Below are 21,308 nucleotides of genomic sequence, written 5' to 3' on the forward strand. Positions count from 1 at the left end.
TTAGGCGTAATAGCCAGCATAAGGAATGAGCCTGGCGGAACGTCTGACAGCGCTCAGATTGCGGCGGCTCGCGGCACTGACAGGCGTGCGCAACGCATGAACAAACTTTTTACAGCCATCTATTACATTGCGTTAAGATGCATGCTATAGAGACGTACTAAGCTTAAACGACTAAGACCTGTGGTGAAACAACGTGAACCGAGAGCCCGGAGAGGCCCTGGCCGCAGGTTCTGCATCAGCCGTTCTAACGGCAATTGGCAGCGTAAAGGCGACTGGCGTTCTTTGCAGGGGAAGATCGTCGACACCCTGGGATGCAGGCAACATCACCATGCATGCCAAGTGCCGTGAACCATGACGACCATTCAGCCAGGCCAAGGAGGCTACCCATGGATAAGGACCACCGCTCTCTCTTGTTGGTGACAGAGCCCAGCGCCTTCTCCCAACTCTTTGTGGATTACCTGCGTGAACAGGGCGATTTCCCTGTGTCCGTCACGTTGCCACAATCCCGACCGACGCATGAAGAAGCCCTGCCCACGGTCATCCTGCTGGATATCGACCACATGAGCGAAGCTTCGGTATATGCCTGGTATACCCACTATTCCGACCAGCCAGGTGTGGCTCTGGCCGTGTTCAACCTTGCCGACGAGGATCATGCCGCGGAACTGGTATCCGCCATGCACCTCCAAGGAGTCTTCTATCGTCAGGATGACCTGTCCCTCATCTGCAAGGGTCTGACCACGCTGATGGAAGGCCACCCCTGGATGTCCCGCTCACTGATGGCGCGACTCCTGGAGTTCCTGCGTCAACAGCAGATGAATGCCTATCGACCGGCCTGCGGTCTAACCCAGCGTGAACAGGAAATCATCGGCCTGCTGGGCTCGGGGTCTTCCAACCTGGAGATCGCCGACATCCTGAATGTCAGCGAGCACACCGTGAAATCACACCTCTACAATACCTTCAAGAAGATCGGTGTGAACACGCGCCGTCAGGCCGTCAGCTGGGCCCGCCAGCATCTGGGAGCCCCGCCGCCGAGAGGAGAATGAACCAGGATCCCGGAGAGCACCGGTTCTGGCCTCCACTTGTCAGCGCATATGTTCCTGCATCAGCCCGGCCAGGGTTTCAGCGGCATTGTCGGCCGTGGTATCCAAACGCACCAGCAGACGACGCTCCTCTTCGGTGAAGGCATCGAAGAGGCTGCACTGCTGTTCCAGCACACCCAGGCTCTCTTCGGTCGCCACTGACTGCCGCGTAGCCCGCTTGGCAATGCGCCGGCGCAGCGTGGCGTCATCGACCTCGAAATGGATCAGCAACACCGGAAGGCCGCGGGCCTCGGCCTGATGGCGCAGCAGGTCACGCTGCTCCCGCTGGAGACAGGTACTGTCGACGCAGACCGGCAGACCGGCATCCAGCAGCGCGCCGGCGCAGCGGGCCAGGCGCTGATAGGTTGCCTCGGTCGCCGTCCGTGAAAACATGTCCACATCCGGTTGCGGGCTCTCCTCCTGTGGATAAACATCGTACAGACGACGACGCTCGGCGGACGAACACACGCGAATGGCGCCCAGCCGCTCCACCAGGGTGCGCGTGAAACGGCTCTTGCCGCTCCCCGAGACACCGACCCCGATCACCAGGGGCGGGAAGCGAAATTCGGTATACTGCTCGGCCAGGGCGATATAACGCCGAAAATCGCTCATCGTCTCGGCCAGCAATGCCGGCTGTTCCTCGTCCCCGGCATCGCTGAAACGCCGCAGGACACGACGCGCCCCGGATAATGCCTCGATCACCTGGAAGACCGGCAAGAGTCGCGGCAACTCGTAATCGCCCGTCAGGCGCAGATAGCCATCCAGTGCCTGAAAGGCGAGGCGACGCTCATCACGGACTTCCAGGCCGACCAGCAGGGAGGCCAGATCGCTCGCCGCATCCAGCGGCCCCTCTGGGCCCGCGCCCGCAAGATCCCGATCAATGGCATTGGCCATCAGGACCCGGCCGTCATCGATCAAGCGACTCTCCGCATGAGCCCTGGCCCAACTGGCCGGCAAGAGCCCGGTGCAGCGCGCCTGTAGCACAGGTTCGAGACGCGCGATGTTTTCCTCCAGCCAGCGTTCGAGATCGGCCACCCGTTGGCGATCCTCTTCACCGTGCAGCAGTGAACCCAGGGCCTGGAGCTCTGCCTGACTGCGGTCGCGAATCAACTGCGCGGCCGATGCCTCGTCCACCGTGCCCTGTTGTGCATGCCAGGCATGCAAGGCGGCAATCAGTGACGCAAGGTCGAAATCCGCCTCCCGCGGCAGGGTGTCGTGCGGTTGCTGGCTCATTACCGATCTCCTTGCAGTAACGCCCTTCAGGCCTGATTCATCGACGCAAACACCGTTTCGGCGGCATCCAGGGTCGCCTGGATATCCTCGGGAGCATGCGCGCTGGACATGAAGCCGGCCTCGAATGCCGACGGTGCCAGGTAGATCCCCTGGTCGAGCATGGCGGAAAAGAAGCGGCGGAAGGCATCGCCATCACAGGCCGTGGCCTGGGCAAAATTGTCCACCCGGCTCTGTCCGGTGAAGAAGATGCCGAACATGCCCCCAGCCTGCTGGGTGATCATGTCGATACCCGCAGCATCGGCACGCGTCTGCAGACCTTCGCACAACGTTGCGGCACGCTGGGACAGGGCATCATGGAAGCCGGGTTCACGCACCTTGTTGAGCAGGGCAATGCCCGCCGCCATGGCCAGAGGGTTACCCGCCAGGGTGCCGGCCTGATAGATCGGTCCCAGCGGCGAGATGTTTTCCATGATCGAGCGGCGGCCGCCGAAAGCCCCCACGGGCATGCCGCCACCGACGATCTTGCCCAGGCAGGTCAGGTCCGGGGTAACGCCATAATGTGCCTGGGCGCCGCCCATGGCGACGCGAAAGCCGGTCATGACCTCATCGAAGATCAACACGCTCTCATGACGATCACAGACCCGCCGCAAGGTTTCGAGAAAGTCCGGCTGGGGCGGTATGCAATTCATGTTGCCGGCCACCGGCTCGACGATGATGCAGGCGATCTGGTCGCCGATTTCCTCGAAACAGGCCTCCACGGCATCCGGATCATTATACGACAGCGTGATGGTATGTTCGGCCAGCGATGCCGGCACGCCGGGCGAGCTCGGCTCACCATGGGTCACGGCTCCCGAGCCCGCCTTGACCAGCAGGGAGTCGGTATGACCATGGTAATTGCCCTCGAACTTGACGATCTTGTCGCGTCCCGTGTAGCCGCGGGCCAGTCGCACAGCGGACATGGTGGCCTCGGTGCCGGAATTGACCATGCGCACCATGTCCATGCTGGGGATCATCTCGCAGATCAGGTCGGCCATGTCGGTCTCGATGGCCGTCGGCGTGCCGAAGGACAGGCCATCATCGAGACGCTCGCGCACCGCGCCCAGCACATCGGGATCGGCGTGACCGGTGATCATCGGCCCCCAGGAGCCCACATAATCGATATAACGCTTGCCTTCCACATCGAATAGATACGCTCCCTGGGCACGCTCCATGAAAACCGGGGAACGGTCCATGCCCTTGAAGGCACGCACCGGCGAATTGACACCGCCGGGAATGCGTCGACAGGCCCGTTCGAAGAGCTGCGCTGATGTGGTCATGTCAACCTCTTGTCCTGTTGAGGGAAAGCTCTGGATGATGCTGGAGGCAGGAAACTGACGGCCTCCAGCTTGTGGATAATTCGTTGGATAAACTTTTGACGAGCAGTGATCGACCGGTGAACAGCGTCGAAGTGGTCGCCATCATCCCGCCAATGCTGCTTCGGCACACTCGTTCAGTATTACATACCTGGCCCGTTCCAGTAGCGCCGCGGCAGACACTGATCGTCTCCCGGGCACCAGCCGTGCGACAGCGCCTCCCAGGTAAAGGCCTGAGCCTGCTCGCAGGCGGCAACCATGGAGTCCCCCAGCGCCAGCCGAGCCGCCAGCGCCGAGGCCAGGGTGCATCCCGAGCCATGGAAGACCGCCGGCAAGCGTGGCCACTCCCACTGCCGATCACCATCCGGTGTATGCAGGGTGTGGACAACCTTGTCATCGGCGTCCGCCGCATCGGTGCCGGTAACCAGCACCGCCTGGCAGCCCTGGCGCATCAGGCTGACTGCCCTGTCGGTCTCATCCCGACATACCGCCTCGGCCAGACGCTGCAGCTCGAGATGATTGGGCGTCAGGATATCCACAAGGGGAAGCAGGCGCGACGCGTACGCCGCCGCCAGGGCATCCGTGGATAACTCACGACCACCGCCTGCCTTGAGGATCGGATCGGCCACCACCGGCACTCCGGGCCGACGCCGGACGATGTCCGCCACCGCCTCCAGGCTCGCGACATCGCTCAGCAGACCGATCTTGATGGCATCGATCTCGATACCCGCCAGCCCGTCGGCCATCTCGCTGACCAGTTCGCCGGCCACCGGCTGCACGCGGCTGACATCGCGGCAATTCTGTACCGTCATCGCCGTGGGAATCGTCAACGCCCAGCCGCCACAGGCACCGATGGCCTCGGCGTCGGCAATGATACCGGCGCCGCCGGTGGGATCGTGCCCCCCCAGGGCCAGAATTACCGGCAGGTGTCGATTGAAGGTCAAGGACGGCGTCATCAGAACGGCTTGAGCACGGCCAGCAGGATGATCCCCAGCAGGGCGATCACGGGCAGTTCATTGAAGATGCGGAAATATCTCGAGCTGCGCTGGCAGCGCTCGGCGGCAAACTGCTTGAGATAGATCAGGCATACATGATGATACGCCACCAGCAGGGCCACCAGGGTCAGCTTGATGTGCATCCAGCCCTGACTCAGCCAGCCGGGTACCAGATAGAGCATCAGGCCACCGAAGATCAGCACCGCCACCATCGAGGGCATCATGATGCCCCGATACAGCTTGCGCTCCATGGTGGTGAAATACGCCATGGCCTGCCGGTCGTCCTGATCCCGCGCCGTGGCATGGTATACATAGAGGCGCGGCAGATAGAACATCGCCGCAAACCAGGTCACCATGGCAATCAGGTGAAAGGCCTTGATCCAGAGATACATGTCACTCCTCACGTATTGCGAAAGCGGTAATAGCGCTCGATGGCATCGCGGGTAATGATACCCGAGATGCGCTGCTTGCCGGGACGATGGCCGTGTTGCACGTAGAGCGCATCGACATGCTTGGTATTGAGCCGATCGAAGGCCTCGGACAGAGTCGCCTGCAGATGGATGGGCGCCAGGTCCAGGCGCTTGCCAGGAATCTCCAGCAGGTCCATCTTGCCATCCTTGCCGATATTGTCATCGTCATCATGCTCCAGCATCCAGCGCGCCAGGGACGCCGCCTTGAGGGCCAGGGTCGGCTTGTCATCGCGAGTGCGCTCGATGACCACCCATTCGGGCTTGTCGTCCAGCAGGGCACTGGCCTCGGCACGCGTCACGCGGCGCGGCGAGCGAACCAGGGCGCGCTCCATGACCGCCGGCACCGAGACGCGTGACAGAGCCTGCATCAAGGGCTGCTGCAAGGGATGGAGTCCATGGCGGGTAACACTCACGAAAAAACCATCACAGCCACACAGCTGGCGTGACGTCAGGCCTGCCACCACCACAGCGAGCATGCCCGGCAGAATCATGCCCGGATTGTGCGTCAGCTCGAGCAGTGCCATCAGCGCCGCCAGCGGTGCCTGCAGGACGGCTCCCATCATGGCCGCCATGCCCAGCATGGCATACACCTCGGGGCCGGCCGCGACCTCCGGCAACCACCAGCCGCCGAACAGGCCACACAGGGCGCCGGCGGCACCCCCGGCCACCAGCACCGGACCAATGATGCTCACCGGGATGCCGCAGGCCACCGCCAGGGCCGTCAGCACCAGCTTGCCGAAGGCCAGGGCAATCAATACGTCCAGGGTGATCGAACCATTCAGGATGCTGCCCAGGCTGTCATACCCCATGCCCTGTACCTGGGGATACCACCAGGCCACGCCACCGACCAGGCCAGCAACCAGGGCCAGGCGTGCCGCAAAGGGGAGACGTTTCATGACATTGCACGAGCGCGCCAGCTTGACGAAGCCTCCCGCCATCAGACCGATCGCCAGTGCACTCAGCACGATCCAGGGCAGGTTGTACAACGACTCCAGCTCGACACCGCTCATCTGGAAGGGACGCACGCTTCCATAGGCCATCTGTGCCACCAGGGCACCGATGGTAGAGGCCAGGATCACCGGCATGAAACCGATCAGCGTGTATTCCATGATCACCACTTCCATGGCGAAGATGACGCCGGCAATCGGCGTGTTGAATGACGCCGAAATGCCCGCGGCCGTGCCGCACCCCACCAGCACGCGCAGGCTGTTGTGGGGCAGCCTCAGGCGTTCACCCAGGCCGCTCGACGCCGCCGCACCGAGATGAATGGCCGGGCCTTCGCGGCCCGCGGAAAGCCCACCGAGCACCGAGATCAACCCGACCCACCATTGCGTGAACCAGTTGCGCAACGGAAAGCGACCCTGATGGTAAGTCAATCGCTCGATGACATGGGCCACCCCGATCTGGCGCGCGGCAGGGGGCTGATAATGCATCCACAGGCCAATCAGGATCACCGCCAGCACCGGCAGCGAGGATCTGAGCCAGGGGGAGAGCGTCTCGAAGGCTTCAGGATCGGCATCCGGCATGAAGGCCATGGCACCGATTTCCAGCATCATGCGGAAGCCGACCATCAGACCGCCGGTGATCAGGCCAGAAAAAATGCCCAGCACGCACAGCTGCGGCAGGCCATCGACACTGGCCAGACGGCGGCGAAAGCCATCGAGCGAAAAAAAACGAAACCGGCGTCGTGACAAGAAGACCGTCCTCTGGAACCAGACAATTTCCCGGACATCCCTGCTCCAGCAGAAGCCCACAGGGTGGGTAGGACCCGCCCGACTTGTGTATCATATCCTTTTAAAAGGTCCCAGCGTTCCTGATGAGGAGTCCAACGTGATCAAGGTCGGAATCGTCGGCGGCACCGGCTATACCGGAGTCGAGCTGCTCAGGCTGCTGGCGCGTCACCCGGATGTCAGTGTCGAGGCCATCACCTCGCGCAGTGAAGCCGGCCTGGCGGTCAGCGAACTGTATCCCAATCTGCGGGGGCATTACGCCGACCTGCGTTTCAGCAACCCCGACCCCGAACGACTGGGTGCTTGTGACGCCGTCTTCTTCGCCACACCACATGGCGTAGCCCATGCCCTGGCGGGCGACCTGCTCGAACGAGGCACGCGCGTCATCGACCTGTCGGCCGACTTCCGCCTGCGCGATGCCGATGAATGGGCGGCGTGGTATGGCCAGTCTCATGGTGCCCCGAAACTCCTCGCGGAAGCGGTCTACGGCTTACCGGAAACCAACCGCGAGCGCATTCGCGGGGCACGCCTGGTCGCCGTGCCCGGCTGTTACCCGACGGCCGTGCAACTCGGCCTGCTGCCACTGCTGGAAAGCGCCTCGATCGATGCCAACCACCTGATCGCCGACTGCAAATCCGGCGTCACCGGCGCCGGGCGTGGGGCCAAGGTTGGCTCACTGCTGGCCGAGGCCAGCGAATCGATGAAATCCTATGGTGCCTCCGGTCATCGCCACCTGCCGGAAATCCGCCAGGGCCTGGGCGATGCCTTCGGCGAGCGGGTCGGCCTGACCTTCGTGCCCCATCTGACCCCGATGATCCGCGGCATCCATGCCACGCTCTATGGCCGGTTGCAGGGCGATGTCGCGGATCTCCAGGCACTCTTCGAACAGCGCTTCGCCGACGAACCCTTCGTCGACGTCATGCCGCCCGGCAGTCACCCGGAAACCCGCAGCGTCAAGGGCGCCAACATGTGCCGCATCGCCGTGCACCGCCCGGTAGATAGCGACACCGTGGTGGTCCTCTCGGTCATCGACAACCTGGTCAAGGGCGCCTCGGGTCAGGCGATACACAATCTCAACCTGATGTTCGACTGCGTCGAGACCGCCGGCCTCGACGCCCCGGCCATGATGCCCTAGCCCCCACACAATAGTTGACCTTTTTACTGGGTGGTGTGGATAATTGTCATATATTCACCTTCAAAGACGACGGGGAGGTCGCCCATGAGTGGTGTAGCATCCTTTGTTCCTACCCCGCTGTTGCTGTCCGACAGCGCCAAGGCACGCATCAGAGGCCTGGTCGAGGAAGAGGGCAACCAGGCACTCAAGCTGCGGGTCTATGTGACCGGCGGAGGTTGTTCCGGCTTTCAGTACGGCTTCGATTTTGCCGACTCGGTCGCCGAAGACGACACCCTGGTCGAGTTCGACGACGTGGCCCTGGTCGTCGATCCGCTGTCCTACCAGTATCTGGTCGGTTCAACGGTCGACTTCGAGGAAGGCCTGGCCGGTGCACGTTTCATGATCCAGAACCCCAATGCCACCACCACCTGTGGCTGCGGCGCCTCCTTCATGGTCTGACCCACCGCGCCGGAACGTTGAACCGGCGCTGACAAGGCTTCCCACCCTGACTTGACGCCTTCATGACAACTCGCCATGGTGGATACGTATTCCACAACAATTGCTCCACATGGGGAAACGTATGAAACGTCAATTGCAGGCGGTATCACTGGCGACTTGTATCGGTTTGGCTCTGAGCACTTCGGGCATGGCGATTGCTCAGGATGAAACGCTCAACGTGGCCACCGATCCAAGCTTCGTGCCCTTCGAGATGATGGACCAGGAAACCGGTGAAATGGTCGGTTTCGACATGGACATCATTCAGGAAGTCTCCGAACGCGCCGGTTTCGACTACAACCTCAAGACCATGGCCTTCAACGGCATCATCCCCGCCGTGCAAACGGGTAATGTCGATATCGCCATCGCCGGCATCACCATCACCGATGAGCGAGCCGAAGTCGTCGACTTCTCCGATCCCTACTACGACAGTGGTCTCAAGCTGCTGGTCAACGCCGATGATGACAGCATCAAGACCGTCGAGGACCTGGAAGGCAAGTCCGTCGGCACCAAGATCGGCTCCACCAGCTACAACTACCTCCAGGAAAACCTCGGCGACAGCGCCGACATCACGCCCTATCCGGGCACCAGCGACATGTACATGGCGCTGCTCGGCGGCAGTGTCGATGCTGTCTTCTATGACGCCCCCAACGTCGGCTACTTCTCCCAGACCAAGGGGGAAGGCAAGGTCAAGACCGTTGGCCCGCTCTATGAAGGTCAACAATACGGCCTGGCGATTGTCGAGGGCAGCAAATGGGTCGAGCCCATCAACAAGGCCCTGGCGTCCATGAAGAAGGATGGCACCTACGACGAAATCCACGACAAGTGGTTCGGTTCTTCCTCCAGCGAGGAATGATACAGACGTCATGCAGATCATGGGGTCGGGTCCACGGACCCGGCCCCATTGCGTTGCAGACATTACTCATCAGAGACACCCTGACCCATCCCGTGAGCGAAGGAAATCGCTCGCTGTCGGCGTTTCAGCGTCGTGCCGGCGGCGATGAAACCCAGTATTCCATCCTCAGCACTCGGCCAGCAGGGTCAGGGTATTTCCGACTAGAACGCTGAAAGGGAGACCCACTGTGGACTTTCAATTCGACTGGCAGGCCGCTTTCGCCTCCATTCCGCACCTGGCAACGGGTATTCCCTACACCCTGCTGATTTCCTTCGGTGGCCTGGCCATCGGCTTCATCATCGGCATCATCTTTGGCTTGCTGCGGATCAGCCCAGCCAAGTGGCTACACATCCCGGCCATTACCTATATCGAGATCTTTCGCGGTACTCCGGTTCTGGTTCAGGTCCTGTTCATCTTCTACGGCCTGCCGCAGATCCTGGGGGGGCCCATCAATGCCCTGGTGGCCGGTATTGCCGCCATTGCCGTCAACTCCGGGGCCTATATCTCGGAAATCGTGCGTGGTGGCGTGCAATCCGTGGAGCGCGGTCAGCGCGAGGCAGGGCTTTCGCTGGGCCTGTCGCGGATTCAGACCTTCCGCTACATCATCTGGCCCCAGGCCTTCCGGCGCATGATTCCGTCGCTCGGCAACCAGGGCATCATCAGCATCAAGGATACCTCGCTGTTCTCGGTCATCGGCGTCGGCGAACTCGTCCGCCAGGGACAGATCTACATCGCCACCACCTTCACCGCCCTGGAGGTCTACCTGATGGTTGCCCTGCTGTACCTGGCGATCACCCTGACCCTATCTTTTGCGCTGCGCATGCTCGAGCGCAAGGGCCTCGTCGGACAATAAGGAAGGCACCTCATGAACCAGCAGAAGTCCAAGGCAGGCGCCGAGCCCATCGTGCGCATGAACAAGCTCAACAAGCATTTCGGCGACTTTCACGTGCTCCAGGATATCGACCTTAGGGTCGCCACCGGCGAGGTCGTCGTGGTCATCGGCGCCAGTGGTTCCGGCAAATCGACACTGATCCGCTGCGTCAACGGCCTGGAAGAATTCCAGCAGGGCGAACTGGATGTCGACGACAGCCCCTTGCTGCCCTACGGCAAGGCCACTCAGGCCCTGCAGAAGATCCGCACCGAAGTTGGCATGGTCTTCCAGCAATTCAACCTCTTTCCGCACCTCAGCGTGCTCGACAACGTGATTCTGGCGCCCATGAAGGTGCGTGGTCAGGACCGCGAAACGGCGGTGGCGACCGGTGAACGCCTGCTCGAACGCGTGGGTATCAGCGACCAGATCCACAAATACCCCACCCAGCTCTCCGGCGGTCAACAACAGCGTGTTGCCCTGGCCCGCGCCCTGGCCATGGAACCGCGCCTGATGCTCTTCGATGAGCCCACCTCGGCGCTGGATCCCGAGATGATCGGTGAAGTCCTGGATGCCATGCGCGAGCTGGCCAACGACGGCATGACCATGATGATCGTTACCCACGAAATGGGCTTTGCCCGCGAGGTCGCCGACCGCGTGATCTTCATCGACAAGGGCCGCATCGTCGAGGAAGGCCCGCCCGAGACGATCTTCGATCAGCCTGTCGAGGCTGCCACCCAGAGTTTCCTTTCGAGGGTGCTCAAGCACTGACCGTCGCGCACGTGCGGGAGGCATTTACCGCCTTCCAGGATCTCATCGAGTGCCAATCAGGCACTTCCACAAGGCTCTGTCGTTATCGACAGGGCCTTTTTTCTGCCTGTGGATAACCAACCGGACGATGACCCCGAAATTCGCTTGCAGGCACTGCCACGCCGGTAATGCTGAACAAGAAGGCAGGTTGTTCACAGCCGCGGTGACAACTCGGGTAGAGACCGGTGGAAAAGGGCTGATTTTTCCGGCTTGTGGGCAAGTCGAGGTTTCATCCACAGCCCTCCAACAGCTCGTGCGCAGCTCGCCCGGAAGCTTTGCGTATATCAGTCAACACTGCATGCTGTTGATGTAAAAGGCTTATGACCGATTATCAACAGAAAAGCTCCACACCAGTAATAACAACAACAACAGAACTTCTTATCTATATATTATTTATATTGTTGTCTAAGGGTGTGTGAAAGGGCGCGGACCAAAATCTAGGTGTGGAAAACCCTGACGATTACCCACAGGAGGTTTATACTGGCTGGCTGATTTCATCCCCGATTCGCAATATCGGCGCCGATGCGCCGAACGAGGTGAACCTTGGATTACCCCGACCGTTTCGACGTCATCGTCATCGGTGGTGGCCATGCGGGCACCGAAGCCGCTCTGGCCTCGGCTCGCACGGGCTGCCGTACGCTGCTACTGACCCACAACATCGAGACCCTCGGTCAGATGTCGTGCAATCCCGCCATCGGCGGGATCGGCAAGAGTCATCTGGTCAAGGAGATCGATGCCCTGGGCGGTGCCATGGGCCTGGCCACCGACATGGCCGGCATCCAGTTTCGCGTGCTCAATGCCCGCAAGGGCCCCGCCGTGCGGGCGACCCGTGCCCAGGCGGACCGCGTGCTGTACAAGGCCGCCATCCGCGGCATGCTGGAAAACCAGCCCAATCTGACAATCTTTCAGCAGGCTGCCGGCGACCTGATCGTCGACGGCAACCAGGTACGCGGCGTCACCACCGAAACCGGAATCCGCTTCCACAGCGAAAGCGTGGTCTTGTGTACCGGCACCTTCCTCGGCGGAGTTATCCACATCGGGATGGACAACAGCCGCGGCGGTCGAGCCGGCGATCCGCCCTCCAATGGGCTGGCAGAGCGTCTGCGGGCCCAGCCGTTCAGCGTCGATCGACTCAAGACCGGGACGCCCCCGCGGCTGGATGCCAAGAGCGTCGATTTCTCGCAGCTCGATGCCCAACCGGGTGATGACCCGACCCCGGTCATGTCCTACATGGGCGGTCGGGATCTGCATCCGCGTCAGGTGAGCTGCCACATCGCGCACACCAACGAGCGCACCCACGAGATCATTCACGCCAACCTGGATCGGTCGCCGATGTTTTCCGGCACCATCGACAGCGTGGGACCGCGCTATTGCCCGTCCATCGAGGACAAGGTGCATCGCTTCGCGGACAAGAACAGCCATCAGATCTTCGTCGAGCCGGAGGGCCTGGAGACCCATGAGCTGTATCCCAACGGCATCTCCACGTCGCTTCCCTTCGATGTGCAGCTGCAGGTCGTGCGCTCCATCCGCGGCATGGAAAATGCCCATATCACGCGGCCCGGCTATGCCATCGAGTATGATTTCTTCGATCCGCGGGACCTGAAGCACTCGCTGGAAACCCGGCATATCGACAACCTGTACTTCGCCGGTCAGATCAATGGCACCACCGGGTACGAGGAAGCCGGCGCCCAGGGGCTGCTGGCCGGTCTCAATGCCGCCCGTCGCGCCAGGGGCCTGGAGGCCTGGTGGCCGCGTCGCGACGAAGCCTATCTGGGCGTCCTGGTGGATGACCTGATCACCCTGGGCACCCGCGAGCCCTATCGCATGTTCACGTCTCGCGCCGAGTACCGCCTGCTGCTGCGCGAAGACAACGCCGACATGCGCCTCACCGAGGCCGGTCGCGAGCTGGGCCTGATTGATGATCAGCGCTGGCAGACCTTCAGCACCAAGCGTGAAGCCGTCGAGCAGGAAACCGCGCGGCTCAAGTCCCGCTGGATACAACCCGGTGGCGAGGCGGCGGCCAGGGTCGATGAGCTCACCGGGCAGCCGCTCAAGCGGGAATACAACCTGCTCGAGTTGCTGCGCCGCCCCGAGCTGGGCTATCGCGATGTCGCCGGACTGGCGGGCGAACCAGTCGAGGATGAGCGCGTCGCCGAACAGGTGCAGATCCAGGCCAAGTACCAGGGGTATATCGATCGTCAGCAGGCCGACATCGACAAGCTCAAGCGTCATGAAGCCACGCCGCTGCCCGCCGATCTCGATTACCAACAGGTGGAAGGGCTCTCCAACGAGATCCGTCAGAAGCTCATCGAGAGCCGGCCCGAGACACTGGCGCAGGCCTCGCGTATCTCCGGTGTCACGCCGGCGGCGGTGTCGATCCTGCTCATCCATCTCAAGAAGCGCCGCCTGCTCGATGAAAGCCGGGTAGCCAACGCATGACCCAGGATGATCAGCGCTTGCGCGAACGCCTGGAACAGGGCCTCGACGAACTGGGTCTCGAGACCCGGCCGGGCACCGGGGACGCATTGATGTCGCTGTTGGCGCTGTTGCACAAGTGGAACCGTGCCTATAACCTCACCGCGATACGGGCGCCGGAAGACATGGTCTCGCGTCACCTGCTGGACAGCGCCGTCGTGGCGCCCCATGTCACCGGGTCTTCGCTGCTCGATGTGGGGGCCGGTCCCGGCTTGCCGGGACTGGTACTGGCGATTCTCGCTCCGGAGCGTCAGGTGACCCTGCTCGACAGCAACGGCAAGAAGGTACGTTTTCAACGCCAGGCGGTGATGGAGCTGGGCCTGACCAATGTCACTCCGGTCCAGGCGCGGGTCGAAACCTTCGCGGGACCGGACGCAGGTTATGACGAGGTCATCTCGCGGGCCTTCGCCAGCCTGGGGGATTTCGTCTCGCTGAGTGCCCGCCTGGTGGCGGATGGAGGACGGTGGCTGGCCATGAAGGGCCCCACCGTGGAGGATGAGTTGAGCGGATTGCCCGAGGATGTTGCCCCGGTCGCCAGTCATGAACTGCGGGTACCCTTCGAGCCCGGCCAGCGTCGGCTCGTGATACTCGAACGCACCGCTTCCACCCAGGGTCGCCACTGAGGCGTCCGTCACACGCAAGGAATGTCGCCGTGACCAAGATCATCGCCTTGACCAACCAGAAGGGCGGCGTGGGCAAGACCACATCCGCCGTCAACCTTGCCGCCAGCCTGGCGGCTCTGGACCGCCGGGTGCTGCTGGTCGACCTGGACCCTCAGGGCCATGCCACCATGGGCAGTGGGGTCGACAAGCACGAGCTGGATGGCAGTGTCCTCGACGTCATCCTCGGTGATCGCAAGTCCAGCGAGGTCATCCTCGACTGTCCCGAGGCCGGTTATGCCCTGCTGCCGGGCAATGGTGACCTGACCGCCGCCGAAGTCGAGCTTCTGGAGCGCCAGGATGGCCGTGAGCGCTGTTTGATCGACGCCCTGCGCGAGGTCGCCGCAGAGTACGACGTGGTGCTGATCGACTGCCCGCCGTCCTTGAACATGCTGACCGTCAATGGCCTGACGGCTGCCGATGGCGTGCTGATCCCGCTGCAGTGCGAGTTCTACGCTCTCGAAGGGCTGTCGGCGCTGCTCGACACCATCGAACAGATCAAGGACAGCGTGAATCCCCAGCTCGAGATCTTCGGGATCCTGCGCACCATGTACGACAACCGCAACAGCCTGACACGCGATGTCAGCAAGCAGCTGCGCGATTATTTCGGGGATGCCTTGCTCAAGGCCACCATCCCGCGCAACGTGCGAGTCGCCGAGGCACCGAGTCACGGCCTGCCGGTGACCAAGTACGCCCGTTTCTCGCGGGGTAGCCAGGCTCACCGGGTACTGGCCAAGGAATTGATCCGTCGTCTGTCGTTGTAATCGTATAGACCCTGGAACCGTATATACCCCGAAAGAGGGAAACGCGATGACGCGCAAACAACGCGCCCTGGGACGTGGCCTGGATGCCCTGATCGGCGCCAATGCCAAGCGCCGTGACAGTCTGGACTTGCCGGAAGTGGATGCCACCCTGGCGGGGGACGAACAGGACGACCAGCCTCAACGGCTCCCCGAGACCGAGGAACGCCTGGAACGCCTGCCGCTCGGCCAACTGAGCCGCGGGCGCTATCAGCCGCGGCGTGACATTCAGTCCGAAGCGCTGGAGGAACTGGCCGACTCGATCCGTGCCCAGGGCGTCATGCAGCCCATCGTGGTGCGGCCGCTGGATGACGAGCGCTATGAGATCGTGGCCGGCGAGCGGCGTTGGCGCGCCGCACAGCTGGCCGAGCTCGACGTCATCCCGGCGGTGATCCGCGAGGTCAGCGATGAAGGGGCGCTGGCGCTGGCGCTGATCGAGAACATTCAGCGCGAGAGCCTCAATCCGGTCGAGGAAGCCATGGCCATGAAGCGCCTGCTCGACGAGTTCGAGCTGACGCAGCAGCAGGCGGCGGATGCCGTCGGTCGCTCGCGCGCCCAGGTCGCCAACCTGCTACGGCTGTTGTCGCTGGACCCGGAAGTGCAGACGCTGCTCGAACGCGGTGACCTGGACATGGGCCACGCCCGGGCGCTGCTGTCGCTCTCGGGCGCCAAACAGCGCAAGGCCGCTCACGAAGTGGTCAACAAGGATCTGACGGTGCGTGCCACCGAAGCCCTGGTCAAGCAGCTTAATGCCGGCGGGTCCAAAAAGCAGACCAAGCCGGAGCAGAGCCCCGATGTGGCCAGGCTGGAATCGCGCCTCGGTGATCTTCTCGGCGCCCCCGTCAAGATCCAGCACGGCCAGAGCGGCAAGGGGCGCGTGACCATCCGCTATGCCAGCCTGGAAGAGCTCGACGGCATACTGGAGCACATTCGCTGAGGCGGGGATTCATTTAGCGGGCTAAAGAAGTTCGCGTCTTTTCATCGCCTTTTAGTCTTAACCTGGCGTGATATCGCGTATATTCGCAGCGCATCCGGTTGAAGCCAGCGAGCCGCTTCCCTATAATCGCGCCGGACCGCCGCATTGGCAGACGGTGGTTCAGAAGGTGGCCTGGGTGCCTGCAAGGTAGACAACGGAGACCTCATGGCGGCCAGGATCAAGCGCCCCAGCATCCAACGACTGTTGCTGGCTCAATTGATGGTGATAGGCCTGATAACGGTCATTGCCATTGTCGCCGATGGCCTCGGCGGCGCTGTATCAGCCCTCGAAGGGGGTGCCGTGGCATTCCTGCCGAATGCCTTTTTTGCCTGGCGAGTCTTCCGCCATCAGGGAGCCCGCCACGCCAAAAAAATAGTCAACGGTTTCTATCAGGCAGAAGCCGGAAAGTTCGGTTTGACGGCGGTACTGTTCACCCTGGTGTTCATTGCAGTGCCTCCCTCAAACCCCGCTTTCTTCTTTGGCGCTTATGTGGTGACGTTGTTCGCGCACTGGCTGGGGCCCTGGCTCTTGCGGCGGCCGTTACACACCTGAATCGAGGGCAGACAATGGCAGGCAACAACCCGACGTCCGCGTCGTATTATATCCAGCACCATCTGCAGAACCTGACCTTCGGGTATCACCCCGAAAACGGTTGGGGGTTTGCCAGCTCTGCGGAAGAAGCCACAGAAATGGGCTTCTGGGCCTTGCACCTGGATACCATGGGCTGGTCCATCGGATTGGGGCTGCTTTTTGTCCTGCTGTTCCGCAAGGTGGGCCGGGCCGCCACGACCGGCGTTCCCAGTGGTCTGCAGAACTTTGTGGAGATGCTCGTCGAATTCGTCGACAGCTCGGTCAAGGATACCTTCCACGGCAAGAGCCAACTGATTGCGCCGCTGTCGCTGACGATCTTCTGCTGGGTCTTCCTGATGAACGTCATGGACCTGGTACCCGTCGACTTCCTGCCGATGCTGGCGCAGAAGATCGGTGTGATGTTCGGCGCCGACCCGGCCAATGTCTACTTCAAGGTCGTGCCGACCACCGATATCAACGCTACGCTGGGCATGTCGCTGTCGGTCTTTGCGCTGATCATTTTCTACACCATCCGTGCCAAGGGCGTTTCCGGCTTTGTCGCCGAGATGACCCTGCATCCGTTCAACTCGCCCAACAAGCTGGTCCAGGCGCTGTTCGTGCCGGTCAACCTGTTGCTCGAGACCGTCACCCTGCTGGCCAAGCCGGTATCACTGGCGCTGCGTCTCTTCGGTAACCTCTATGCCGGCGAGCTGATCTTCATCCTGATCGCGCTGGTCGGACTCTGGCAGCTGCCGTTGCACTTCCCCTGGGCGGTGTTCCATATCCTGGTCATCACCCTGCAGGCCTTCATCTTCATGATGCTGACTATCGTCTATCTGAGCATGGCGGTAGAGAAGCACTAAGTGTTTCACCCTTAACCCACTGACCCTTAAAACCACTCGACTGAAACTGGAGACCACCATGGAAGCACAAGTTCTGGGTATGACCGCCATCGCCGTGTCCCTGCTGATCGGCCTGGGTGCCCTCGGTACCGCCATCGGCTTCGGTATCCTGGGCGGCAAGTTTCTGGAAGGCGCCGCGCGTCAGCCGGAAATGATCCCGATGCTGCAGGTGAAGATGTTCATCGTCGCTGGCCTGCTGGACGCCGTGACCATGATCGGTGTGGGTATCGCGCTGTTCTTCACCTTCGCCAATCCGTTTGTCGGTTGATCATCGACGGTCGCAACACCCGTCGAGACATTAACCCCAAACCTGTGACGCGAGAGGTGCTGGCGTGAACCTGAACCTAACCCTGATCGGCCAGGCTATCGCCTTTGCGTTCTTCGTCTGGTTCTGCATGCGGTTTGTATGGCCCCCGGTCATGCAGGCCCTGCAGGAGCGCCAGAAGAAGATCGCCGATGGCCTGGACGCTGCCAGCCGTGCATCACGTGACCTCGAAAAGGCCGAAGAGCAGGCCGAAGAGACACTGCGTGAAAGCAAGGAGCAGGCAGCCGAAATCCTGGAGCAAGCCCACAAGCGGTCCAATCAGATGATCGACGAGGCACGTGAGCAGGCCCGCCAGGAAGGCGAGCGCATGATCGCGGGTGCCAAGTCCGAGATCGAGCAGGAAGTCAACCGCGCGAAGGAAGAACTGCGAGGCGAAGTCTCGCGTCTTTCCGTAATGGGCGCCGAGCGCATCCTGGAAGCCTCCATTGACGAGAAGCAACACGCTAAGCTCGTCGAAAAACTCGCTGACGAGCTTTAAGGAGGTCTTCCATGGCGCAACTGTCTACTGTCGCTCGCCCCTATGCCAAGGCAGCTTTCGAGTTCGCTGACCAGCATCAGGCACTCGATGCCTGGGCCGGCATGCTCGACAGCGTGGCCCAGGTTGTCGGCAACGACGACCTGCGCCAGCAGGTGCTCGGCAATCCGCGACTGACCAGCACGCAGAAAGTCGAGCTGGTCGTCGAGCTCTGCGGCGATGCCGTGAACGACGAACTGCGCAACTTCCTTTTCCAGGTTGGCCACAAGGGTCGCCTGGCGGCTCTGCCGGCCATCGCCGAGCAGTTCGCGCTGCTCAAGGCTCAGCAGGAGAAGCGCATGGACGTGGAAATCGTCTCTGCCTTCCCGCTGGACGACGCGCAGCAACAAACGCTCGCGAGTGCGCTGGCCAAGCGTCTGAACCGCGAAATCTCCATTACCACTCAGGTGGACAGCAGCCTCATGGGCGGCGTGGTCCTGCGTGCCGGCGATACCGTCATCGACGGATCGGTGCGTGGTCGACTGAATCGCCTCCACGAGGCCCTTTCCGCCTGAGTCTGAGGGACATGGCATGCAGCAACTGAATCCTTCCGAGATCAGCGACATCATCAAGCAGCGTATCGAAAAGCTGGATGTCGCATCCGAAGCCCGAAACCAGGGCACCATCGTCAGCGTGTCTGACGGTATCGTGCAGATCCACGGTCTTGCCGATGCAATGTTCGGCGAGATGATCGAGTTCCCCGGCGGCATCTTCGGCATGACGCTCAACCTCGAGCGCGACAACGTCGGCGCCGTGGTGCTGGGCGACTACCTGCAGCTGGAAGAGGGCATGACCGCTCAGTGCACCGGTCGTATCCTCGAAGTTCCGGTGGGTCCGGAACTGTGCGGCCGCGTGGTCGATGCCCTGGGCAATCCGATCGACGGCAAGGGCGATCTGGGCACCGACAAGACTGACGCGGTCGAGAAGGTCGCGCCGGGCGTCATCACCCGTCAATCCGTCGACCAGCCGATCCAGACCGGCTTCAAGTCGATCGACGCCATGGTGCCGATCGGTCGCGGTCAGCGTGAGCTGATCATCGGCGACCGCCAGATCGGCAAGACGGCGATTGCCATCGACGCCATCATCAACCAGAAAGACACCGGCGTGACCAGTGTCTATGTGGCGATCGGCCAGAAGCAGTCGACCATCGCCAACGTGGTGCGCAAGCTCGAAGAGCATGGCGCCATGGAAAACACCATCGTGGTGGCGGCCGGTGCGGCCGATCCCGCGCCGATGCAGTTCCTGGCCGCCTATTCCGGCTGCACCATGGGCGAGTACTTCCGCGACCGTGGCGAAGACGCCATGATCGTCTATGACGATCTGTCCAAGCAGGCCGTGGCCTATCGTCAGGTCTCCCTGCTGCTGCGTCGTCCGCCGGGCCGTGAAGCCTTCCCGGGTGATGTCTTCTACCTCCACTCGCGTCTGCTCGAGCGGGCGGCGCGCGTCAATGAGGACTATGTCGAGAAGTTCACCGATGGTGAGGTGAAGGGCAAGACCGGCTCACTGACCGCACTGCCGATCATCGAGACCCAGGGTGGCGACGTCTCGGCTTTCGTTCCGACCAACGTGATCTCGATCACCGATGGTCAGATCTTCCTCGAGACCGACCTGTTCAACTCCGGCGTGCGTCCGGCGATCAACGCGGGCCTGTCGGTATCGCGTGTGGGCGGCTCGGCCCAGACCAAGATCATCAAGAAGCTTGGTGGCACCGTGCGCCTGGCACTGGCTCAGTATCGTGAGCTGGCGGCCTTCGCCCAGTTTGCTTCCGACCTCGACGAGTCGACCCGCAAGCAGCTGGAACACGGTCAGCGCGTGATGGAACTGATGAAGCAGAATCAGTACTCGCCGATGTCCGTGGCGGAAATGGCCGTGACCCTGTTTGCCGCCAACGAGGGCTATCTGGAAGATGTCGAGGTCAAGAAGGTGCTGGACTTCGAGCGTTCTCTGCAGGACTTCATGAAGTCCGAGTTCGCCGAACTCCTCGACACGATCAACCAGAGCGGCGACTTCAGCGACGAGATCAAGAGTGGCTTGAAGGAAGGTCTCGAAAAGTTCAAGGCAACTCAGAGCTGGTAATTCCGCCGGCCCGCTTCAGGCAAGCGGGCCTTGGAGCATTCTGAGGGCCACGAACGGAGTAGATCGCTATGGCAGCCGCAAAAGAGATTCGCTCCCAGATCGGGAGCATCAAGAACACGCAGAAGATCACCAGCGCCATGGAAATGGTGGCTGCGTCGAAGATGCGCAAGGCGCAGGACCGCATGCGGGCCAGCCAGCCCTACGCCAAGCAGATTCGCAAGGTCGTGGGCCACCTCGCCAATGCCAACCCGGAGTACAAGCATCCGTGGATGGAAGAGCGCGAGGTCAAGCGTGTCGGCTACATCGTGGTATCCAGTGACCGCGGCTTGTGCGGTGGCTTGAACGGCAACCTGTTCAAGTCGGTCGTCAAGGACGCCCAGGCCTGGCATGAGCAGGGCGCAGAACTCGACTTCTGTACGCTCGGCAGCAAGGCCAACGCCTTCTTCCGCAAGTATGGCGGTAATCTGGTGGCCTCCAGGAGCAGCCTGGGGGAAGCCCCGCGCGCCGAGGATCTGGTCGGTAGCGTCAAGGTCATGCTGGATGCCTACGACGAAGGCACGCTGGACCGCCTCTATGTGGTGTTCAATGAATTCGTCAACACCATGACGCAGAAGCCGGTGGTCCGTCAGCTGTTGCCGTTGTCTCCCGATATGGGGCGCAAGGCGCAGGATGACGACGACGAGGAATTCGAGCGTCCCAGCAGCTGGGACTACCTGTATGAGCCTGATGCCCAAGCGCTGCTGGATAGCCTGCTGGTGCGCTTCGTCGAGGCGCAGGTCTATCAGGCGGTGGTCGAGAACGTGGCCTGTGAGCAGGCTGCACGCATGATCGCCATGAAGAGTGCTACCGACAACGCCGGCAACATGATCGACGACCTGGAACTGGTGTACAACAAGGCCCGTCAGGCGGCCATTACCCAGGAAATTTCCGAGATCGTCGGTGGCGCCGCCGCCGTATAGCGCCAGGCATA

The 21,308-nt window shown here is 61.9% G+C and carries 22 protein-coding genes; 17 read left to right on the plus strand and 5 right to left on the minus strand.

All coding sequences use genetic code 11. The features are described 5' to 3' along the window. The first annotated feature begins 386 nt into the window (after positions 1-386). Positions 387-1,043: a LuxR C-terminal-related transcriptional regulator gene (locus HHA01_RS08295; protein ID WP_141319621.1), complete on the plus strand. Its 657-nt coding sequence runs from the start codon at positions 387-389 to the stop codon at positions 1,041-1,043. Positions 1,044-1,082: 39 nt separating this feature from the next. On the opposite strand, the gene HHA01_RS08300 is transcribed toward HHA01_RS08295, so the two are convergent. The 5 genes from HHA01_RS08300 to HHA01_RS08320 all read right to left on the minus strand — a co-directional run bounded on the left by HHA01_RS08300 (position 1,083) and on the right by HHA01_RS08320 (position 6,823). After that, on the minus strand, positions 1,083-2,312 hold the full coding sequence (locus tag HHA01_RS08300; RefSeq protein ID WP_141319623.1) for a P-loop nucleotide/nucleoside kinase family protein: 1,230 nt from the start codon (positions 2,310-2,312) through the stop codon (positions 1,083-1,085). A gap of 26 nt (positions 2,313-2,338) precedes the next feature. Beyond that, on the minus strand, positions 2,339-3,628 hold the full coding sequence (gene hemL, locus HHA01_RS08305; protein ID WP_141319625.1) for a glutamate-1-semialdehyde 2,1-aminomutase: 1,290 nt from the start codon (positions 3,626-3,628) through the stop codon (positions 2,339-2,341). A 179-nt stretch (positions 3,629-3,807) separates the two neighbouring features. Next, positions 3,808-4,620: a bifunctional hydroxymethylpyrimidine kinase/phosphomethylpyrimidine kinase gene (gene thiD, locus HHA01_RS08310; protein ID WP_141319627.1), complete on the minus strand. Its 813-nt coding sequence runs from the start codon at positions 4,618-4,620 to the stop codon at positions 3,808-3,810. Continuing rightward, complete coding sequence (hemJ, locus tag HHA01_RS08315; RefSeq protein WP_141319629.1) at positions 4,620-5,051, minus strand: protoporphyrinogen oxidase HemJ; 432 nt, start codon at positions 5,049-5,051, stop codon at positions 4,620-4,622. Before hemJ ends, thiD begins: the two co-directional genes overlap by 1 nt. A gap of 8 nt (positions 5,052-5,059) precedes the next feature. After that, positions 5,060-6,823, minus strand: a complete 1,764-nt coding sequence (locus HHA01_RS08320; protein ID WP_141319631.1) for a chloride channel protein — start codon at positions 6,821-6,823, stop codon at positions 5,060-5,062. 136 nt (positions 6,824-6,959) lie between these two features. Between HHA01_RS08320 and argC the strand changes: the two genes are divergently transcribed. From argC to atpG, 16 genes are all read left to right on the plus strand, one after another. Further along, positions 6,960-7,994 carry an N-acetyl-gamma-glutamyl-phosphate reductase gene (gene argC, locus HHA01_RS08325; RefSeq protein ID WP_141319633.1) on the plus strand — a complete coding sequence of 345 codons (1,035 nt, stop codon included), beginning with the start codon at positions 6,960-6,962 and terminating at the stop codon, positions 7,992-7,994. Positions 7,995-8,078: 84 nt separating this feature from the next. After that, the gene (gene erpA / locus HHA01_RS08330; protein WP_141319635.1) at positions 8,079-8,432 is read left to right on the plus strand and encodes an iron-sulfur cluster insertion protein ErpA; all 354 of its coding nucleotides are present in this window, start codon (positions 8,079-8,081) and stop codon (positions 8,430-8,432) included. A 121-nt stretch (positions 8,433-8,553) separates the two neighbouring features. Continuing rightward, the gene (locus tag HHA01_RS08335; RefSeq protein ID WP_141319637.1) at positions 8,554-9,324 is read left to right on the plus strand and encodes a transporter substrate-binding domain-containing protein; all 771 of its coding nucleotides are present in this window, start codon (positions 8,554-8,556) and stop codon (positions 9,322-9,324) included. Positions 9,325-9,550: 226 nt separating this feature from the next. Continuing rightward, entirely contained in the window at positions 9,551-10,216 is a 666-nt protein-coding gene (locus HHA01_RS08340; RefSeq protein WP_141319639.1) for an amino acid ABC transporter permease, read from the plus strand. 12 nt (positions 10,217-10,228) lie between these two features. Continuing rightward, a complete protein-coding gene (locus tag HHA01_RS08345) occupies positions 10,229-11,002 on the plus strand; it encodes an amino acid ABC transporter ATP-binding protein (RefSeq protein ID WP_141319641.1) in 774 nt (257 codons plus the stop codon). 582 nt (positions 11,003-11,584) lie between these two features. Further along, positions 11,585-13,480, plus strand: coding sequence for a tRNA uridine-5-carboxymethylaminomethyl(34) synthesis enzyme MnmG (mnmG, locus tag HHA01_RS08350; RefSeq protein WP_141319643.1), 1,896 nt, complete (start codon positions 11,585-11,587; stop codon positions 13,478-13,480). Next, positions 13,477-14,139: a 16S rRNA (guanine(527)-N(7))-methyltransferase RsmG gene (gene rsmG / locus HHA01_RS08355; RefSeq protein WP_141319645.1), complete on the plus strand. Its 663-nt coding sequence runs from the start codon at positions 13,477-13,479 to the stop codon at positions 14,137-14,139. Before mnmG ends, rsmG begins: the two co-directional genes overlap by 4 nt. A 29-nt stretch (positions 14,140-14,168) precedes the next feature. Continuing rightward, complete coding sequence (locus HHA01_RS08360) at positions 14,169-14,939, plus strand: ParA family protein (protein WP_141319647.1); 771 nt, start codon at positions 14,169-14,171, stop codon at positions 14,937-14,939. A gap of 46 nt (positions 14,940-14,985) precedes the next feature. Beyond that, positions 14,986-15,912, plus strand: coding sequence for a ParB/RepB/Spo0J family partition protein (locus tag HHA01_RS08365; protein WP_141319649.1), 927 nt, complete (start codon positions 14,986-14,988; stop codon positions 15,910-15,912). A 204-nt stretch (positions 15,913-16,116) separates the two neighbouring features. Beyond that, complete coding sequence (locus tag HHA01_RS08370) at positions 16,117-16,503, plus strand: ATP synthase subunit I (protein ID WP_141319651.1); 387 nt, start codon at positions 16,117-16,119, stop codon at positions 16,501-16,503. Between the two features lie 14 nt (positions 16,504-16,517). Further along, positions 16,518-17,384, plus strand: coding sequence for a F0F1 ATP synthase subunit A (atpB, locus tag HHA01_RS08375; RefSeq protein WP_141319653.1), 867 nt, complete (start codon positions 16,518-16,520; stop codon positions 17,382-17,384). A 58-nt stretch (positions 17,385-17,442) separates the two neighbouring features. Continuing rightward, the gene (gene atpE, locus HHA01_RS08380) at positions 17,443-17,691 is read left to right on the plus strand and encodes a F0F1 ATP synthase subunit C (RefSeq protein ID WP_013334203.1); all 249 of its coding nucleotides are present in this window, start codon (positions 17,443-17,445) and stop codon (positions 17,689-17,691) included. 64 nt (positions 17,692-17,755) lie between these two features. Continuing rightward, a complete protein-coding gene (locus HHA01_RS08385) occupies positions 17,756-18,226 on the plus strand; it encodes a F0F1 ATP synthase subunit B (RefSeq protein WP_141319655.1) in 471 nt (156 codons plus the stop codon). An 11-nt stretch (positions 18,227-18,237) separates the two neighbouring features. Further along, complete coding sequence (locus HHA01_RS08390) at positions 18,238-18,777, plus strand: F0F1 ATP synthase subunit delta (RefSeq protein ID WP_141319657.1); 540 nt, start codon at positions 18,238-18,240, stop codon at positions 18,775-18,777. A 16-nt stretch (positions 18,778-18,793) separates the two neighbouring features. After that, positions 18,794-20,338 (plus strand): F0F1 ATP synthase subunit alpha, encoded by a 1,545-nt coding sequence (gene atpA, locus HHA01_RS08395; protein WP_141319659.1) that lies wholly within the window; start codon positions 18,794-18,796, stop codon positions 20,336-20,338. A 68-nt stretch (positions 20,339-20,406) separates the two neighbouring features. Next, positions 20,407-21,297: a F0F1 ATP synthase subunit gamma gene (atpG, locus tag HHA01_RS08400; RefSeq protein WP_141319661.1), complete on the plus strand. Its 891-nt coding sequence runs from the start codon at positions 20,407-20,409 to the stop codon at positions 21,295-21,297. Positions 21,298-21,308: the final 11 nt, after the last annotated feature.

The sequence above is a fragment of the Halomonas halmophila genome, assembly GCF_006540005.1.
Classification (GTDB): domain Bacteria; phylum Pseudomonadota; class Gammaproteobacteria; order Pseudomonadales; family Halomonadaceae; genus Halomonas; species Halomonas halmophila.

Coding starts and splice junctions, on each gene's coding strand:
- HHA01_RS08295 (WP_141319621.1), top strand. CDS start 387: ATGGATAAGGACCACCGCTCTCTCTTGTTGGTGACAGAGCCCAGCGCC.
- HHA01_RS08300 (WP_141319623.1), bottom strand. CDS start 2,312: ATGAGCCAGCAACCGCACGACACCCTGCCGCGGGAGGCGGATTTCGAC.
- hemL (WP_141319625.1), bottom strand. CDS start 3,628: ATGACCACATCAGCGCAGCTCTTCGAACGGGCCTGTCGACGCATTCCC.
- thiD (WP_141319627.1), bottom strand. CDS start 4,620: ATGACGCCGTCCTTGACCTTCAATCGACACCTGCCGGTAATTCTGGCC.
- hemJ (WP_141319629.1), bottom strand. CDS start 5,051: ATGTATCTCTGGATCAAGGCCTTTCACCTGATTGCCATGGTGACCTGG.
- erpA (WP_141319635.1), top strand. CDS start 8,079: ATGAGTGGTGTAGCATCCTTTGTTCCTACCCCGCTGTTGCTGTCCGAC.
- HHA01_RS08335 (WP_141319637.1), top strand. CDS start 8,554: ATGAAACGTCAATTGCAGGCGGTATCACTGGCGACTTGTATCGGTTTG.
- HHA01_RS08345 (WP_141319641.1), top strand. CDS start 10,229: ATGAACCAGCAGAAGTCCAAGGCAGGCGCCGAGCCCATCGTGCGCATG.
- rsmG (WP_141319645.1), top strand. CDS start 13,477: ATGACCCAGGATGATCAGCGCTTGCGCGAACGCCTGGAACAGGGCCTC.
- HHA01_RS08365 (WP_141319649.1), top strand. CDS start 14,986: ATGACGCGCAAACAACGCGCCCTGGGACGTGGCCTGGATGCCCTGATC.
- HHA01_RS08370 (WP_141319651.1), top strand. CDS start 16,117: ATGGCGGCCAGGATCAAGCGCCCCAGCATCCAACGACTGTTGCTGGCT.
- atpB (WP_141319653.1), top strand. CDS start 16,518: ATGGCAGGCAACAACCCGACGTCCGCGTCGTATTATATCCAGCACCAT.
- atpE (WP_013334203.1), top strand. CDS start 17,443: ATGGAAGCACAAGTTCTGGGTATGACCGCCATCGCCGTGTCCCTGCTG.
- HHA01_RS08390 (WP_141319657.1), top strand. CDS start 18,238: ATGGCGCAACTGTCTACTGTCGCTCGCCCCTATGCCAAGGCAGCTTTC.
- atpA (WP_141319659.1), top strand. CDS start 18,794: ATGCAGCAACTGAATCCTTCCGAGATCAGCGACATCATCAAGCAGCGT.
- atpG (WP_141319661.1), top strand. CDS start 20,407: ATGGCAGCCGCAAAAGAGATTCGCTCCCAGATCGGGAGCATCAAGAAC.